Here is a 14324-nt window from a genome sequence, read left to right as displayed (position 1 = left end):
GCACCTCAATCAAGGAATGTGGTCCATTGACGTCGCCCGAATGGCCGCTGCGCTACCATCCGTATTTCCCACGAACACAAAGCGGGCCGAACCAAAGTAGAAAATGATCGAGTAAAGGCAGTTTCCGGCCAAGTGGACGAATGGGTTTTCGAGGATGCCTGCCGAAACGGCGGCAACCACGATGGCCAGATTGGCGCCATAGGCGACAACAAAAATTATCACATATCGTTGGGCGGTGCCGGGTCGAAAGCCCCCCTCTCTGTTGAAGGTCCATTGGCGATTGAGGAAGAAACCAAGGATGAGGCCGGCAGCATAGCCTGTTGCATTGGAAACGATGTCACCAAGGCCCAGCGCAAGCCCAGCCAGTATTGTTGCATATGCTAGCGCGGTATTGAGCACCCCCACGGCGCCAAACCGCAACATTCTCAATAAATCGGATGGCAGACTTGACAGCATGCTGTTCCTGGTGTGCCAGCGCCTATCGGTAGAACGCCGTCTCAAGCACGTGCGGCCTTCTTTGCCATCTCTTGCAGGCGATGGACGGGCAGCTCCTTGTCCTCGGCTGCCTGGCTGCGCGAAACGATCTCGTTGACGAAATAAAGCGGCCGCCGCTTCGTCTCCATGTACATGCGCCCGAGATACTCGCCGAAGATGCCAAGCACCATGAGCTGGACGCTGCCCAGGATCAGCATGATCGCGGCAAGGCTGGTCCAGCCGGGCAAGACGTTTCCGACCGACCATTCGAACAGGGTGTAGCCGAGCACGACCAGCCCCAGAAGCCCGAACATCATTCCGAGCAGCGAGGCGAACCGCAAGGGTACGATGGAGAAGCTGGTCATCGCGTCGACCGCCAGAAGAAGCATTTTCTTCAGCGGATAGTGGGTGGTGCCGGCAAAGCGGCGGTGCCGCTCATAGGGAAAAGCCACCTGTCTCAGCCCGATCCAGCTCACCATGCCGCGAATGAACCTGTAACGTTCTGGCATCGCGTTCAGATGGTCGAGCGCGCGACGGTTCATCAGCCGGAAATCACCGGTATTCGGGGCTATGTCGACGTCGACCATCCGGCGCAGCAAGCGATAGAACATGGACGCGGAGGCGAGCTTGAACCAGCTTTCGCCATCGCGCGTCAGCCTCTGGCCGTAGACCACATCGAAGCCTTCGTTCATCTTCGTCATCATCGCGCCGAGCAGTTCAGGCGGATCCTGCAAGTCGGCATCGAGAATGAGAATGCGCTGGCCGCGACAGAATTCGAGCCCGGCGCTCAACGCGATCTGGTGGCCGTAATTGCGGGCAAGGTCGATGGCGACGACATGGTCGTCCTTTTCAGCCAGCTGGAGAATGGCCTCGCGCGTACCGTCGGTCGCGCCATCGATGACAAGGACGATCTCGTAGGAAGGGCCTTGTTCAAGGCATGCGGCCGTTACCCGCCGGTGCAGTTCGGCCACGCCATCCAGCTCGTTGTAGCATGGTATGACCACCGACAGCATGACGCCGCGTCGCGCGGTGTTTCTCTCCGTCTCCACCAAAGCCTTGCTCCCGCTATTCGATTGGGAATAGCGGCAATTGGTTAGAAAACAGATAAGCCAATGGGATCGGCCGCAACCGTCGGCCGGCCATCATTTCTGCCGCACGCGGCCACCGACCGAACCGGCAACTCCATGCGAATGCGGGCGCCTTGCCAGGAGCCCGCCAATATCCGGATGGAGCCGTCGTGCAGCAGTGCGATCTGCCGGGCAAGGTTCAATCCCAGACCGGCGCCGCGCGATTGCGGCTGCAGGCGGTAGAAGGGCTCGAAAACATTCTCGTGCTCATCGGCCGGAATGCCTGGGCCTTCGTCGCGGATTTCGACGCCGCCGGTTTCATAGATCGCTATGGTGATCGTGCCGGAACCGCCGCCATGATCGATGGCATTGCGCACGAGATTTGCCAGCGCCCGCTCGATCTGCGGCACGTTGATCTCGACATGGACCTTGTTGGCTGTCGGCTCGAAGGCAAGATCGTAGCCTGCTTCGATGGCGAGCGGGGCAAAGTCGGCCGCGACCCGGCTGACAAGATCGCAGAGGTCGATGATTTGGCGCTGGTCCGCCGGGCGGTCGAGCAACTGGTGGTCGAGCAGCTGTTGCGCAAGATGCGACAGGCGCTCGATGTCATGCAGCAGGCGCGCGCTTTGCGGTTCCTGCTTCAGCAATTCGGCGCGCGTGCGCAGGATGGCGATCGGCGTGCGCAGTTCGTGCGCGGCGTCGGTGAGGAAGCGATTGTGCCGGTCATAGCCCTGGGCGAGGCGCGCCAGCGTCTGGTTGAAAGCATGCACGAGCGGCGCGATCTCCTGCGGCACATTCTTGACCGGCAGTTGCATCGCACGGGTGCCGATGTCGATGCGCGCGGCCTGCTGGACGGTGTCGACAAGTCCGGCAAACGACCGGCGCACGACGGCTGGCGTCGTCACCAGGGTCGTGGCTCCCATGACGAGGACAATCGGCAACAGCAGGATGACGATGATGGCCACGAGAGCGGGAAGCGCCTTCTCCCAGTTCCTGCTGCCATCCGGGTTCTTGGCGACGTCGATGCTGGCCGAAATGGTGACCTCGAGGCCCTCGGTCTCTTCCCGCGATGACCTTGTCGCGGCGATGATCTGAACCGTGCCGGCCTTGGTCGAAACCCTTTCGAGATAGGCCTCCGGCCTCAAATCATCTTCGGAAAATCCGATGGTGGCGTGATCGGCCTGGCCCAGCAGATCGCCAAAATTCCTGGTGTAGACGTCGGGTATGCTGCCGAAGCGGATGCTCTGGCCGCTGTTGTCGCGAATGATGTACCAGACATTGGGGAAACCCTCACGAAACGAACGCAGCCCGTCGGTCTCATGGACGATCAATATGCCGTTGCCGTCACGATCGACGGCATCCTTGAGGGCGGCGACGGCAGCTTCGTTGTCGACAAGAAGCCGCGGATTGGCGATCCATAGCGCGGCCGCGCACAGCACGATGAAGACAAGGAGTGTCGCCGCCTGCAGCAGGATCATCCGCCGCACCAGCACCCATTGCAGCGATCGCGTGCGCGGCTTCTTCACGAGGCGGCCCGCAAGAGATAACCGAGGTTGCGGATCGCCCTGATCTCGATACCGGCAGCGACGTCGTCAAGCTTGCGACGCAGCCGCGAAATGTGCGCATCCAATGCATTGGAGCCGATCTCGTCGTCGAGAGCATAGACGGCTTCTTCCAGCGTCCCGCGCATAATCGTCCGGCCCGGCCTGCGGATGAGCGTTTCGAGCACCAGCCGTTCGCGCCGCGGCAGCTCCAGCGTCTGGTCCTCGACAAGCGCCTCGCGATGGCGAAAATCATAGGTGAGGCGGCCGACCACCGTCTGGTGGGCGCGCGTGGTGAACGAACGCCGGTGCAAGGCATTGAGCCTGGCAACCAGTTCCACCGTGGCGAACGGCTTGACCATGTAGTCGTCGGCGCCGGCATCGAGCCCCGCCACGCGATCGTCGAGCCCGCTGAGCGCCGTCAACGCGATCACCGGCACGTCCAGATGCAAGGCCCGCAGGCGCGGGATCAGGCTGAGGCCATCGCCGTCCGGTAGCCGGCGGTCCAGCACCACCGCGTCATGGTGGCCGAGCCGCGCCACGGCTTCGGCATCCGCCAGTGTCGCGGCATGGTCGACGATGATGTCCTGGCGCTCGAGTGCGGTCTTCAGCACCGAGGCCATTTCCGGCTCGTCCTCGATCAGCAGGATACGCATGCGCACTCTCCGTCACAGGCAGCCGGCACGCCGTGGCAATTCATTCGCATTCCAGCTTCGGTTGACGAAAATTGGTGATGAACCATCGGCCGCCCGAGGCGCGGGCATAGAACGTATAGAAGCATTCCTGGCGCTCGATATAGCCAGGCGTTTCGGTTTCTTCGTAGACGGTTCCGTGTTTTGTGTGGCGAACCTCGCCGCTGGAGGTCCCGGAAACCGCGTTGGTGGATATTGTCCGCCACTGATAGGCCCGCTCGCCCCGGCCGAGATCAACGACGGCGGTCGGCGGCCCGTAGTCCAGAATGACCGATTCGACCGGTTGCCCGATGTAGTTCTTCATGATGTCGGAGGCGCATCCCGTCAGCACCAGCACGATTGCGACGAAGAACGCCTTGGAGATCCACACCAGATGGTTTGCGCTGCTTTTGGACATATCCGATTCCCGTCATCAAGGTTATCCGCGGCACCGAATGCATGTCGCCCAAAAGTGGCCCCGGTTTTGGGGACAACGACATGCACAAAAACAAAAACCTGAAGCGGGCCGCATGATCCGCTTCGATGCGACGCGCTTTAGGGTGTGAAGATTGCATCGACATTACGCAGGACCTGGCACACAAATGCGGTCTGCCGACACGCGTCGACGCCGGTGCGGATGGAGGCAAAGCAATTGCGCGGCCCCGTTGCATCCGGGCGCCGCGCAAGGTCGTTCGAGCAAAATACAGACGGGTTCAACGGAACCCATGGCCTGCCCTAGAACCGGTAGTTGATGCCGGCCTTCAGTTCATGGCTGCCGATCGTCGCCTTGGATTTGCCCAGGGCGGACGTCGTTTCGACGCCTGGGGTGCGCACATAGTCATATTCGACCTTGGCCGAGAGGCCGCCGGCAAAACCCTGCTCGATGCCGCCGCCGACCAGATAGCCGAGTTTCCATCCGTCGGTGCTGCTTACCTTGTCGCCCTTGTCGAATTTGGTCATGGCGACGCCGCCGGTTCCAAACAGCAGCGTCTGGTCGAAGCTCAAGCCGGCCTTGGCCTTGGCGGCTCCGCGCCACTTTTCCTTGATCTTGCCGCCCCGGACGTCGTGCTCGGCGCCACCCAGATAGGAGCCCTCGATCTCGGCACCGAGAACCGCTGGACCCATCTGCTGGTTGTAGCCGGCCTGAACGCCGCCGCTGAGACCATTCCTGCCGGCAAACGGGTTCGGCATCCCGGTGAACGCCGTGCCGCCATGCACGCCGACATAGGCGCCGCTCCACTGGAACGCGGGGGGATCATTGTAGGTGGGCGAAAGGTCGGCGGCCATCGCCGGCCCTAGGAGGCATACGGCAAGGGCACTTGCCGTCAGGATGATCTTTGCTTGAGAGAACACTGCATTACTCCACACACGCGCGCATCCGGCAATCGATGCGCAGGTTAATTCCCGAAGAACTCGACCGTTGGGGCGGTCGGGCTCCGATTTGGCGTCTTTCAGGGATGGTTGCGCGGTCCTGGGACTGGCTTTCGCCAGCTGTGGTAGGGGGGTCAGAGCGCCCGCGCGGCCAATCACCTGAAAGACGCCGACCGTCTCGCAGGCGAAAATTGCGCGCACATTGCGGGAAGTCGAAAAATGACGATTTTTCGCTTTATTTTCAAGATATTAAAGCGGTTCTGTTTACGCAAATTTAACAGTCTGGCGCGGGTTTGGCCAGTTCAGCAGCACAATCTTGCCATGCAATCGCTCGGTGGAGGCCTTTGGCATCCCGCAAAACTGCCGGCTTGAAGCGGGCAAGCCAAGTGCGTATGTCTGGGCCGAAGCCCTCGAGTCTGGGTACCTCAATCTGGAGACGGGCCTTGTCCGCATTGACGCGCTTCCTTGGCGACTCGCCGCTCAAGGTGATCCTGAAACTGCTGGTGGTGTCTTTCCTCGTCGGCCTGGTCATGAATGCCTTTGGCTGGTCGCCGATGGATGTGCTCTACGGCATCCGGAAGTTCTTCATGGACCTGTGGAATCTCGGCTTCCACGCCATCGACCGCTTCCTCGGCTATATCTTGCTGGGCGCGGCTATCGTCGTGCCGGCGTTCATCTTGTTGAGGATCGCCAACTACCGGAAGTAGAGCATGATCCCGAAAAGTGGGAACCGGTTTTCCGACAAGACCGTGCTTGAAAAGGACTATCAGGCGTAGCCCGCGGCGACCTCGAACAGGATGGCGTGGCGCGCCGCGAGTGCGGGCACATCCGTTGAATAGCCACCCCCGATGACGCCACACACCGGAACGCCCCGCGTGCGAAAGTGGCTGATGACCATGTCGTCGCGGGCGCGCAGGCCGTCATCCGACAGCGACAGCCTGCCAAGCCGGTCCTCAGCATGGACGTCGACGCCGGCATTGTAGAACACGATGTCCCAATGGGCTTGGGCGGAGAGCTCCGGCAGGATGGCGGCGAGCCTCTTCATGTAAGCGACGTCACCCGTGCCGTCGGGCAGCGCGACATCGAGGTCGGAGGCGATCTTGCGCACGGGATAGTTGCGGTCGCCATGCATGGAAAAGGTGAACACGCGCGGATCATCGGCGAGAATATCCGCCGTGCCGTCGCCCTGGTGCACGTCGACGACCAGGATGTTTTGTGCCGCGGCTTCGGCGAGCAGGACCAATGCGGCGACGGCGACATCGTTGAAGGTGCAGAAGCCCGCGCCCTGCGCGCGCCGCGCATGATGGCTGCCGCCTGCGGTGTTGCAGGCGATACCGTGGCGCAAGGCCAGCCGCGCCGCCAGCACGGTGCCGCCGGTGGCAAGCTGCGCGCGCAGCGAGACGCGGGGTCCGATCGGAAAACCGATCTCGCGCTCGATCTTCTCGGCCACGCAGCAGTTGACGACCTGGTCGACATAGTCCGCCGCATGGGCAAGCTCCAGCCATGACGCTGGTGCCGGTTCGGCGGTGCTGAGCGCGTCGGGGCCGGCGAGGCCGCGCGTACGCAGCGCCTCCATCAGCAACGGATATTTGCTCATCGGAAAGCGATGGTTGACGGCGAAGCCGGCGTCGTAGTCGGGATGATGGACGATCTGCAGAGGCATGAAATCGTATCCGGCTGGCTCACGCCAGACCGGGATTTCGGTTGGCCGTCAAGGGATAGGTGATTGCGCGGTGGCCGGAAAATGGGGCACATCGACGGTTCTATCAAGCCGCAATCAGCAAGGCAGCAATCCTTGGACAAAGGTGCAACACCAGCCGACGCCGGATCCCCTATCCACGCGGGATCCCCGATCCACCCCGGATCATTTGTCGTCACCAACCGCTCCGTGCTCGCCATCGCCGTGCCGATGACGCTTGCCTATCTGACGACGCCGATGCTCGGCCTGGTCGACACGGCTGTCGTCGGCCAGTTCGGCGATGCCGCCCTGCTCGGCGGCCTTGCGGCCGGCGCACTGATCTTCGACGTCGTCTTCACCTCTTTCAATTTCCTGCGCTCGGGCACCACCGGGCTCGTCGCCCAGGCTTTCGGACGCGGCGATGCCCTGGAGGAGCAGGCGGTGTTCTGGCGCGCCGTGCTGATCGCGGTTATCGCCGGCATCGTGCTCGCTGCCCTTGCGCCGCTGGTCGCCATCGTCGGGCAAAAGTTCATGGGCGCCGAACCGCGCGTCAGCGAGGCGATGGGCGTCTACATCAGGATCAGGCTGCTCGCGGCACCGTTCTCGCTGATCAACTACGCCATCCTCGGCTATGTGCTGGGGCGCGGCGAGGGCGGGCTCGGGCTGATGCTGCAATTGGTGCTGAACGGCATCAACATCGCGCTCTGCTTCCTGCTTGGGTTGGAACTTGGCTGGGGTGTCGCCGGCGTTGCCTGGGCGACCGTCACCGGTGAGTTCCTGGCCATGCTGCTCGGCTTGGCGATCGTCATCCGCCGGTTCCGGGCCGCCCCATCCTTGCCGCGCCACCGCCTGCTCGACATGGCCGCCTTCCTGCGCATGATGTCGCTCAACCGCGACATCATGATCCGCTCGTTCTCGCTGCTCGCCGCCTTCGCATTGTTCACCCGCCAGGGCGCGCAGTTCGGCACGGTGACGCTGGCCGCCAACGCCGTGCTGATGAACTTCTTCCTCGTCGCCGGCTATTTCCTCGATGGCTTTGCCACCGCCGCCGAACAGCTGGCGGGCCGTGCCGTCGGCGCACGTGCCGCCGCACCGTTCCGCCAGGCCGTGCGGCTGACGCTGTTCTGGGGTTTCGGACTGGCGGGAGCCGCGACGCTGGTAATGCTGTCTGGGGGCGCCAATCTGGTCGCTCTCGTGACGACATCGGAGGACGTCCGTTCGGTGGCCGACATCTACCTGCCGTGGGCGGCATTCACGGCGCTGAGCGGTGTGCTGGCGTTCCAGATGGATGGCGTCTTCATCGGCGCGACCTGGTCCCGCGACATGCGCAACATGATGCTGCTGTCGTTCCTGGTTTTCGCGGCCGCGCTGCTGACCCTTGCGCCCGCCTTCGGCAACAATGGACTGTGGGCGGCGCTGCACGTCTTCCTGCTGGTGCGAGGCTTCAGCCTGCTGACGATCCTGCGGCTCAGGGTGCGGACGGCGTTTTAGACGGTGTCACCTGAAGGCCATGCGCCGTCCATGGCACCGAACGGCTTTCCGCGATAGGAATTTTTTCTTGACTGGGTGCTCTCAGCTATGGTACATATTTGTTTATGGTGCTGATTTGCGCCGGTGACCCGCCGCACAGGCGGGTTTTTCGTTTGATGCTCCGTCAGCCAACGCCCCGGCGAGGCACCGAAGGAACCCGTTAACCCGAGTTCGTTGCCCTGCTGTGCGGTCGGATGCACCTGCACTTCCAGTCGATTTCCAACAGACTTGATGCACCAATTGTTCCAGGGCGAGCTTATGCGAAGCTACCTGCCATATGTCTTGGGCGCGGCGCTGGGATTGCTCGCTGCGTTCATTCTCTCCGCGGTTTCTGGCATCGGCGGCACCGCGCAATTGCTTCTCTTCGGGGTGTTGCCTGCCATCGGCGGCGCCATTTGCGAGCGGGCCGTCAGTCGCAATCTACGCTCCTGAGAGCAGTTCAGAGTTGCCTGGACCCCCACAAGTCGAGGCGGCTGTCGCGCAACTCGCAAATCGACTTCAACCGTTCCTTTTCGACGAAACGGATCATTCCGGAAAGAACGCGGGCTGGTAGCGAGGGCCCGGCATAGATCATGCCGGTGTAGAGCTGCACCAGATCAGCGCCCGCACGGATCTTGTCCAGCGCCGTATCGGCGGAATCGACGCCGCCGACGCCGATGATGGCAAGCTCCGGCCCGAGTAATTTGCGTATCTTCGCCAGCACGATGGTCGAACGCTCGAAGAGCGGCTTGCCGGAGAGTCCCCCGGTCTCGCGCGCGGTGTCGCCGCTACGCAGCGGCGGTCGGGAGATGGTGGTGTTGGAGACGATGACGCCGTCGATCCGCTTCTCGGTGACCTCGGCGGCGATGTCCTCCAGTTCGGCCTCGACCAGATCCGGCGCGATCTTCAGGAACACCGGCGGCTGCGCCGTTCCCGTGGCGCGCGCGGCCATGACCCGCGACAAGAGCTCGCCGAGCTGCTCGCGCGCCTGCATGTTGCGCAGGCCCGGCGTGTTGGGCGAGGAGATGTTGACGGTGAGATAGCTGGCGTATTGCGCAAACTGGGCGACACCGCGCTCATAGTCACTGACGCGGTCGCTGCTGTCCTTGTTGGCGCCGATGTTGACGCCGACGATGCCGGAGCGGCCCTTACGCGCGGCAAGGCGCTTTTCGGCCGCTGCATGGCCTTCATTGTTGAAGCCCAGCCGGTTGATCACCGCATCGTCGGCCGTCAGCCGGAAGATACGCGGCTTCGGGTTGCCGACCTGCGGCAGCGGCGTGATCGTGCCGACCTCGGCGAAACCGAAGCCGAGGCCAAGCAGCGCGTCGGGCACCTTGGCGTTCTTGTCATAGCCGGCCGCCATGCCGAGCGGATTGGGGAAATCGAGGCCGCAGACGCTGACCTTCAGCCTGTCGTCGCGGACCGCCGGCGCACCAACCGGAACGCCGCATCGCAAGGCGGCGATTGACAGGCCATGCGCCGTTTCCGGATCGAAGGCGAACAGCAGCTTCTGGCCGAGCCGGTCGAGCACGCTCATTGCCCCTCCAGTGCCGGGAACTGGTGCACACCATCGGCGCCAAGCGGCAGTGGTCGGACCCACAGCACTGCTTTCAGGTCCAGAACGTCGTAGAGATGCGGAAACAGTTCGCCGCCGCGCGAGACCTCGTATCTCAGCGCAGTGCCCAGGCCGGCGCCGTCGACGGCGACCAGCAAAAGGTCTGTCTGGCCGGCAAAGTGCTTTGTCGCCGTTTCCCTGACCTGCGCCGCCGTGGAGAAGTGGATGAAGCCGTCGGCGACATCGATCGGCGCGCCGGTGAAGCGGCCATGCGCTTCGGCCTCGCGCCATGGCGCTTGCGGGGTTATCTTGTAGATAATCTGAGACATGGTTGCGCTATAGAGCAGTTCCAGGAAAAGTGTGAAACGGTTTTCCCGGGGAAAGCGCATAGCGCTTTCCCTTGGGAATTGCGTCAAGAAGATTCCGAACCAGCCATTCGGGAAAGGCCACGCCAAGGGTCTTCCCCATTTCCGGCGCAAACATGCGATATTCCAGACCTTGGCCATGGAGGACAACATGCGTCTGCAGCACATCTTGATCCCCGCCGCGCTCGTTTCGCTGGTCGCGGCTTCAGCTTATTCGGAAGAAACCGACCGCTACCGGCTGGAAAAGTCTGACAACGGCTTTGTCCGTATCGACACGCAGACCGGCGCCATGTCGATTTGCGAGGAGCGTTCGGGCCAGCTCGTCTGCAAGATGGCGGCCGACGAACGCGCTGCTTTCCAGGACGAGGTCGACCGCCTGCAAACCTCGATGAAGGTGATGGACGAGCGCGTCACCAAGCTCGAGAATTCGCTCTCCGCCCGCCTCGAATCGAAACTGCCGAGCGAGGAGGATTTCAACAAGACGATGAGCTACATGGAGCGCTTCCTTCGCGGCTTCATGGGCATCGTCAGGGATATGGACAAGGACAACGGCGCCCAGCCCAATTCGCAGAAGACCTGAGCGTTTCAACCACGGGAGGCGGCGCGCTGGCTTTGCCGCTTGAAAACAGCGCGCAGCCCCTCATAATCGTCCAATTGAACCCGAAAAGCCAAAAATCATCGGGGATTTGGGGAGGGACATTTGCCGGCAGGCTATTCTTTCGTCATCGCCGACGATCACCCGCTGTTTCGCGGTGCGCTGCGCGAAGCGCTCGCCGGCATCGGCAATGTCGCCGCCATCCATGAAGCCGGCGATTTCGAGAGCGCCAAGGCGCTGGTCGTGGCCAACGAGGACGTCGATCTGGTGCTGCTCGACCTGTCGATGCCGGGCGCCAGCGGCCTGTCCGGCCTGGTCTCGCTGCGTGGCATCCATCCGGCCGTGCCGCTGGTCGTGGTGTCGGCGCATGACGATCCGGCGACCATCAGGCGGGCGCTCGATCTCGGCGCTTCCGGCTTTATCTCCAAATCGGCCAGCATGGAAGAGATCCGCAGCGCCGTGCAATCGGTGCTTGCCGGCGACATCGCAGCACCAGCCGGCGTCGATCTCGGCATCGAGCGCGATCCCGAAATATCGGACCTTATCAAGCGGCTGCAGGCTTTGACGCCGCAGCAGACACGGGTGCTGGGCATGCTGGCCGAGGGCCTGCTCAACAAGCAGATCGCCTATGAACTCGGCGTATCGGAGGCCACCATCAAGGCGCATGTCTCCGCCATCCTGCAGAAGCTCGGCGTCGACAGCCGCACGCAGGCGGTGATCCTTCTGTCCAAGATCGGCAGCGACCCGCTGCAGCCGGCGGGTTGATCGCCAGGGCGCCTGTTCAATCAGAACATTGTTCAATCAGAGCACTGAACCTCCGTCCGCCGCATCGGCCGGGCGTTGAAGCTTGCGAAACTGATGGCGGCCATGATCCAGACGCCGATCCCGCCATAGAGCATGACCCAGCCAAAGCCGTTGCGCAGCGCATCCTGGGCGACGGTCCCGGCGAGCCCGGAGATGGGATTTCCAGCAGCGATAGCTTCGGCGAGAAGACGCAATTGGGCAGCGTCGAGGTCGGGCAGCGCATGCCTCAGATGCGCCAGCACACCGCTGGCCAGGATGAAGCCCATCACCGCGATGTTTACCGCCAGCGAAACCATGCGGGCGCTCATGTCGATGCCGGAGGCCATGCCGGCGCGGTCGCTCGAAACGGAACCCGTCGTCGTGTTGGTGACAGGTGTGTTGGTTATTCCCAGACCCATCCCCGCGATCAGGCAGCCGGGCAGCATCGTCAGCCAATCCGGCTGCGCGGCGGCGCTGCCGAACTTCAACAGGATGAACCCGACGCCGATGATGACGAGGCCCGCCGGAATGATGATGCCGGGCCGATAACGCAGCGAAAAGCGCTCTGCCAAGGGCGGCAGCACAAGCGTCGGCAGCGTGTAGGCAAGCAGGGCAAGGCCGGTGGAGACGGTGTCATAGCCGAGCCCGGCGTGGAACCAGATCGGCAGGTAGATCATGAAAGGCCAATAGCTGAGGTTCATCGCCGCCGAGCCGACGATGGCGCCGGAAAAGGGTCGGATCCGGAAGACCGAGAAGTCGAACATCGGCCGCTGGCTGACCTTCTCGGCAATGAGGAAGGCGATGAAGCTCACTATCGAGATGCCGAGGATCGCCAGCGCGGTTGGGCTGGAGAAACCCAGATCCGGCCCCTGGATGATGTAGAAGACGAGACAGAAGACCGACGGTGACAGCGTCAGGATGCCCGCTATGTCGAGCTTGCCCGCCTGCGGGTCCTTCGATTCGTGGACGCCCATCAGAGCGAGGGCGAATGCCAGCGCAGCAACCGGCACGTGGACAAGAAATACCCATTGCCAGCTTGAGACCGCGACGATGCCGCCGCCGATGATGGGGCCGAAGCCGAGGCCGATGCCGAAGATGACGCCCCACCAGCCCCATGCGACGGCGCGTTCGCGCCCTTCCCGGAATTCATGAGACAGCACGGCAAGCTGGCAGATCAGCATCGCACCGCCGCTCAGGCCCTGCAGAAACCGGGCGACAATGAGCGTGGAGACGCTTTCGGCGACGCCGCAAATCAGTGATGTCAGGCCGAAGGCGGCGATGGCGACCAGAAAGACACGCTTGCGTCCGTAACGATCGGCGATCGTGCCGACCGCCATCAGCACCGTCGTGACCGCGATCGTATAGGCGTTCATCACCCATTGCAGTTGCTTGAAGTCGGCATGCAGCACCTGCTCCAGTGTCGGCAGGATCGTGGGAACGCTTGAAATCTCCAGACCGAACATCAGGCACGCCAGGCAGGCGGCAAACAGAACGATGATGCCGCGGCGGGTCAGGGCAGTGGGCATGGTTCAACCTTTCGAACGTATTTGTCGGCAATCGGCGAATCCATTGCAGCTCGCCCGGCGCGCGTATGGCCCAGGGTAGGCGAGGCTTGATCATTTTAGAATTGCATGGTTGGCTATTTCAGAGACAACAAGTGCGGATAGCTGACATGACGCTGGACGTAGACGCTGTGAAAACATTCGTCGCCATCGCCGATCTTCAGAGCTTTACGCGGGCGGCCGAGGCTCTTGGCAGCACGCAAGGAGCAATCAGCGTGAAGCTGAAGCGGCTGGAAGAGCGCGTCGGCCAGAAATTGATCGAGCGCACGCCTCGGCTGGTGCGCTTGTCGGCGCAGGGCGCGGTGTTTCTCCAGCCCGCACGCGACTTCCTCGCGGCACACGATCGCGCCATTGCCAGCCTGTCTTCGGTGCGCCGCCGCTTCACACTGGGCATCGCCACCCATGTCGGAGGCGCGGAAGTCCCGACATTGCTGGCGCGGCTCAACGCGCATGACCCGGCGCTCACCATCGAAGTGCGGCTCGATGATTCACACGACCTGCTGGACGCTTTCGATCGCGGTGAGATCGACGCGGCGATCATCCGCCGGGAGGACGACCGGCGCGATGGTGAAGTGCTGGCGCCCGAACATTTCGGCTGGTACGCCGCGCCCGACTTCATCCACCGGGCCGACGAGCCGCTGCGCCTGGCGGCATCCTCGCCATCCTGCGGTATCCGCAACATCACGACCCGCGCGCTCGACGCTGTCGGAATACCGTGGACGGAGGTGTTCCTCGGCTGCGGCTCCTTCGCCGTTGCCGAGGCCGTCTCGGCCGGCCTCGCAGCCTCGGTATTTTCCTGCCGGCTTGCCCCATCCGGCACCATCGAGGTCAGCCGGAAATTCGGGCTTCCGGCGCTGCCGCCTTCCGAGATCGTGCTGCTTTCGACGCTGACGGACGCCAAGTCCCGCGAGGCGCTGAGGACGCTTGCAATGGCCTTTCGCGAGCATCGTCCGCCTGTGGCGGGCAATGCCGGACGGCCCCGGTTCCGCAGTTCCCAGATGGTCGACGGCCTGGCCTAGAGCAATTCTAGGAAAAGTGTGAAGCGGTTTTCCGTCTAGAATTGCGTTAAAACAAAGAGTTAGAGCAGAACGCCGTTTCCGTGAAACGGTGAAATGCTCTAGGACGCCACCCTCGGACACCAGGGCTGAGACCG

At 62.8% G+C, this 14324-nt stretch carries 16 protein-coding genes; 6 read left to right on the top strand and 10 right to left on the bottom strand.

Annotated features, from left to right (window positions below; translation table 11 throughout):
- Positions 1 to 9 precede the first annotated feature (9 nt).
- The 6 genes from NKI99_RS29470 to NKI99_RS29445 all read right to left on the bottom strand — a co-directional run bounded on the left by NKI99_RS29470 (position 10) and on the right by NKI99_RS29445 (position 5106).
- Entirely contained in the window at positions 10 to 456 is a 447-nt protein-coding gene (locus NKI99_RS29470; RefSeq protein ID WP_352613074.1) for a GtrA family protein, read from the bottom strand.
- A 41-nt stretch (positions 457 to 497) separates the two neighbouring features.
- Positions 498 to 1487 carry a glycosyltransferase family 2 protein gene (locus NKI99_RS29465; protein WP_206535300.1) on the bottom strand — a complete coding sequence of 330 codons (990 nt, stop codon included), beginning with the start codon at positions 1485 to 1487 and terminating at the stop codon, positions 498 to 500.
- An 80-nt stretch (positions 1488 to 1567) separates the two neighbouring features.
- Positions 1568 to 3067: a sensor histidine kinase gene (locus NKI99_RS29460; protein WP_352441474.1), complete on the bottom strand. Its 1500-nt coding sequence runs from the start codon at positions 3065 to 3067 to the stop codon at positions 1568 to 1570.
- Positions 3064 to 3738, bottom strand: a complete 675-nt coding sequence (locus tag NKI99_RS29455; protein WP_128305258.1) for a response regulator transcription factor — start codon at positions 3736 to 3738, stop codon at positions 3064 to 3066. Before NKI99_RS29455 ends, NKI99_RS29460 begins: the two co-directional genes overlap by 4 nt.
- Before the next feature lie 40 nt (positions 3739 to 3778).
- Entirely contained in the window at positions 3779 to 4171 is a 393-nt protein-coding gene (locus NKI99_RS29450; RefSeq protein ID WP_128305257.1) for a hypothetical protein, read from the bottom strand.
- A 317-nt stretch (positions 4172 to 4488) separates the two neighbouring features.
- Positions 4489 to 5106 (bottom strand): outer membrane protein, encoded by a 618-nt coding sequence (locus tag NKI99_RS29445; protein ID WP_128305256.1) that lies wholly within the window; start codon positions 5104 to 5106, stop codon positions 4489 to 4491.
- Positions 5107 to 5567: 461 nt separating this feature from the next.
- Here NKI99_RS29445 and NKI99_RS29440 point away from each other — a divergent pair, with 461 nt between their 5' ends.
- Positions 5568 to 5831 (top strand): DUF6460 domain-containing protein, encoded by a 264-nt coding sequence (locus NKI99_RS29440; RefSeq protein ID WP_023813886.1) that lies wholly within the window; start codon positions 5568 to 5570, stop codon positions 5829 to 5831.
- Positions 5832 to 5890: 59 nt separating this feature from the next.
- On the opposite strand, the gene NKI99_RS29435 is transcribed toward NKI99_RS29440, so the two are convergent.
- Positions 5891 to 6787, bottom strand: a complete 897-nt coding sequence (locus tag NKI99_RS29435; protein ID WP_352613073.1) for a histone deacetylase family protein — start codon at positions 6785 to 6787, stop codon at positions 5891 to 5893.
- A 132-nt stretch (positions 6788 to 6919) separates the two neighbouring features.
- Here NKI99_RS29435 and NKI99_RS29430 point away from each other — a divergent pair, with 132 nt between their 5' ends.
- Together NKI99_RS29430 and NKI99_RS29425 are read left to right on the top strand one after the other, a co-directional pair.
- Complete coding sequence (locus tag NKI99_RS29430) at positions 6920 to 8293, top strand: MATE family efflux transporter (protein WP_023813888.1); 1374 nt, start codon at positions 6920 to 6922, stop codon at positions 8291 to 8293.
- Between the two features lie 297 nt (positions 8294 to 8590).
- Positions 8591 to 8764 (top strand): hypothetical protein, encoded by a 174-nt coding sequence (locus NKI99_RS29425; protein ID WP_164748943.1) that lies wholly within the window; start codon positions 8591 to 8593, stop codon positions 8762 to 8764.
- Between the two features lie 7 nt (positions 8765 to 8771).
- Here the strand turns inward: NKI99_RS29425 and NKI99_RS29420 are convergent, their stop codons facing one another.
- Both NKI99_RS29420 and NKI99_RS29415 read right to left on the bottom strand, forming a co-directional pair.
- Positions 8772 to 9848, bottom strand: a complete 1077-nt coding sequence (locus NKI99_RS29420) for a quinone-dependent dihydroorotate dehydrogenase (RefSeq protein WP_352613071.1) — start codon at positions 9846 to 9848, stop codon at positions 8772 to 8774.
- Positions 9845 to 10195 (bottom strand): DUF952 domain-containing protein, encoded by a 351-nt coding sequence (locus tag NKI99_RS29415; RefSeq protein ID WP_352613092.1) that lies wholly within the window; start codon positions 10193 to 10195, stop codon positions 9845 to 9847. The genes NKI99_RS29420 and NKI99_RS29415 overlap by 4 nt, the downstream gene beginning before the upstream one ends.
- A 187-nt stretch (positions 10196 to 10382) precedes the next feature.
- Between NKI99_RS29415 and NKI99_RS29410 the strand changes: the two genes are divergently transcribed.
- Complete coding sequence (locus tag NKI99_RS29410; protein WP_352613069.1) at positions 10383 to 10811, top strand: hypothetical protein; 429 nt, start codon at positions 10383 to 10385, stop codon at positions 10809 to 10811.
- A 120-nt stretch (positions 10812 to 10931) separates the two neighbouring features.
- Positions 10932 to 11591 (top strand): response regulator transcription factor, encoded by a 660-nt coding sequence (locus tag NKI99_RS29405; protein WP_023813893.1) that lies wholly within the window; start codon positions 10932 to 10934, stop codon positions 11589 to 11591.
- Between the two features lie 32 nt (positions 11592 to 11623).
- On the opposite strand, the gene NKI99_RS29400 is transcribed toward NKI99_RS29405, so the two are convergent.
- Positions 11624 to 13135 carry an MFS transporter gene (locus tag NKI99_RS29400; RefSeq protein WP_352613067.1) on the bottom strand — a complete coding sequence of 504 codons (1512 nt, stop codon included), beginning with the start codon at positions 13133 to 13135 and terminating at the stop codon, positions 11624 to 11626.
- A gap of 146 nt (positions 13136 to 13281) precedes the next feature.
- Between NKI99_RS29400 and NKI99_RS29395 the strand changes: the two genes are divergently transcribed.
- Positions 13282 to 14190 (top strand): LysR family transcriptional regulator, encoded by a 909-nt coding sequence (locus tag NKI99_RS29395; RefSeq protein ID WP_023813895.1) that lies wholly within the window; start codon positions 13282 to 13284, stop codon positions 14188 to 14190.
- The last annotated feature ends 134 nt before the right edge of the window (positions 14191 to 14324 follow it).

It is taken from the genome of Mesorhizobium sp. M0239 (assembly GCF_040321815.1).
Lineage (GTDB): Bacteria > Pseudomonadota > Alphaproteobacteria > Rhizobiales > Rhizobiaceae > Mesorhizobium.
Note: the sequence above shows the minus strand (reverse complement) of the source record. Positions and strands in the feature narration are given on the sequence as shown.

Excerpts from the sequence above, each read along its gene's own strand:
- NKI99_RS29470 (WP_352613074.1), bottom strand. The coding sequence starts at position 456 with ATGCTGTCAAGTCTGCCATCCGATTTATTGAGAATGTTGCGGTTTGGC.
- NKI99_RS29465 (WP_206535300.1), bottom strand. The coding sequence starts at position 1,487 with ATGCTGTCGGTGGTCATACCATGCTACAACGAGCTGGATGGCGTGGCC.
- NKI99_RS29455 (WP_128305258.1), bottom strand. The coding sequence starts at position 3,738 with ATGCGTATCCTGCTGATCGAGGACGAGCCGGAAATGGCCTCGGTGCTG.
- NKI99_RS29450 (WP_128305257.1), bottom strand. The coding sequence starts at position 4,171 with ATGTCCAAAAGCAGCGCAAACCATCTGGTGTGGATCTCCAAGGCGTTC.
- NKI99_RS29435 (WP_352613073.1), bottom strand. The coding sequence starts at position 6,787 with ATGCCTCTGCAGATCGTCCATCATCCCGACTACGACGCCGGCTTCGCC.
- NKI99_RS29425 (WP_164748943.1), top strand. The coding sequence starts at position 8,591 with ATGCGAAGCTACCTGCCATATGTCTTGGGCGCGGCGCTGGGATTGCTC.
- NKI99_RS29420 (WP_352613071.1), bottom strand. The coding sequence starts at position 9,848 with ATGAGCGTGCTCGACCGGCTCGGCCAGAAGCTGCTGTTCGCCTTCGAT.
- NKI99_RS29415 (WP_352613092.1), bottom strand. The coding sequence starts at position 10,195 with ATGTCTCAGATTATCTACAAGATAACCCCGCAAGCGCCATGGCGCGAG.
- NKI99_RS29410 (WP_352613069.1), top strand. The coding sequence starts at position 10,383 with ATGCGTCTGCAGCACATCTTGATCCCCGCCGCGCTCGTTTCGCTGGTC.
- NKI99_RS29400 (WP_352613067.1), bottom strand. The coding sequence starts at position 13,135 with ATGCCCACTGCCCTGACCCGCCGCGGCATCATCGTTCTGTTTGCCGCC.
- NKI99_RS29395 (WP_023813895.1), top strand. The coding sequence starts at position 13,282 with ATGACGCTGGACGTAGACGCTGTGAAAACATTCGTCGCCATCGCCGAT.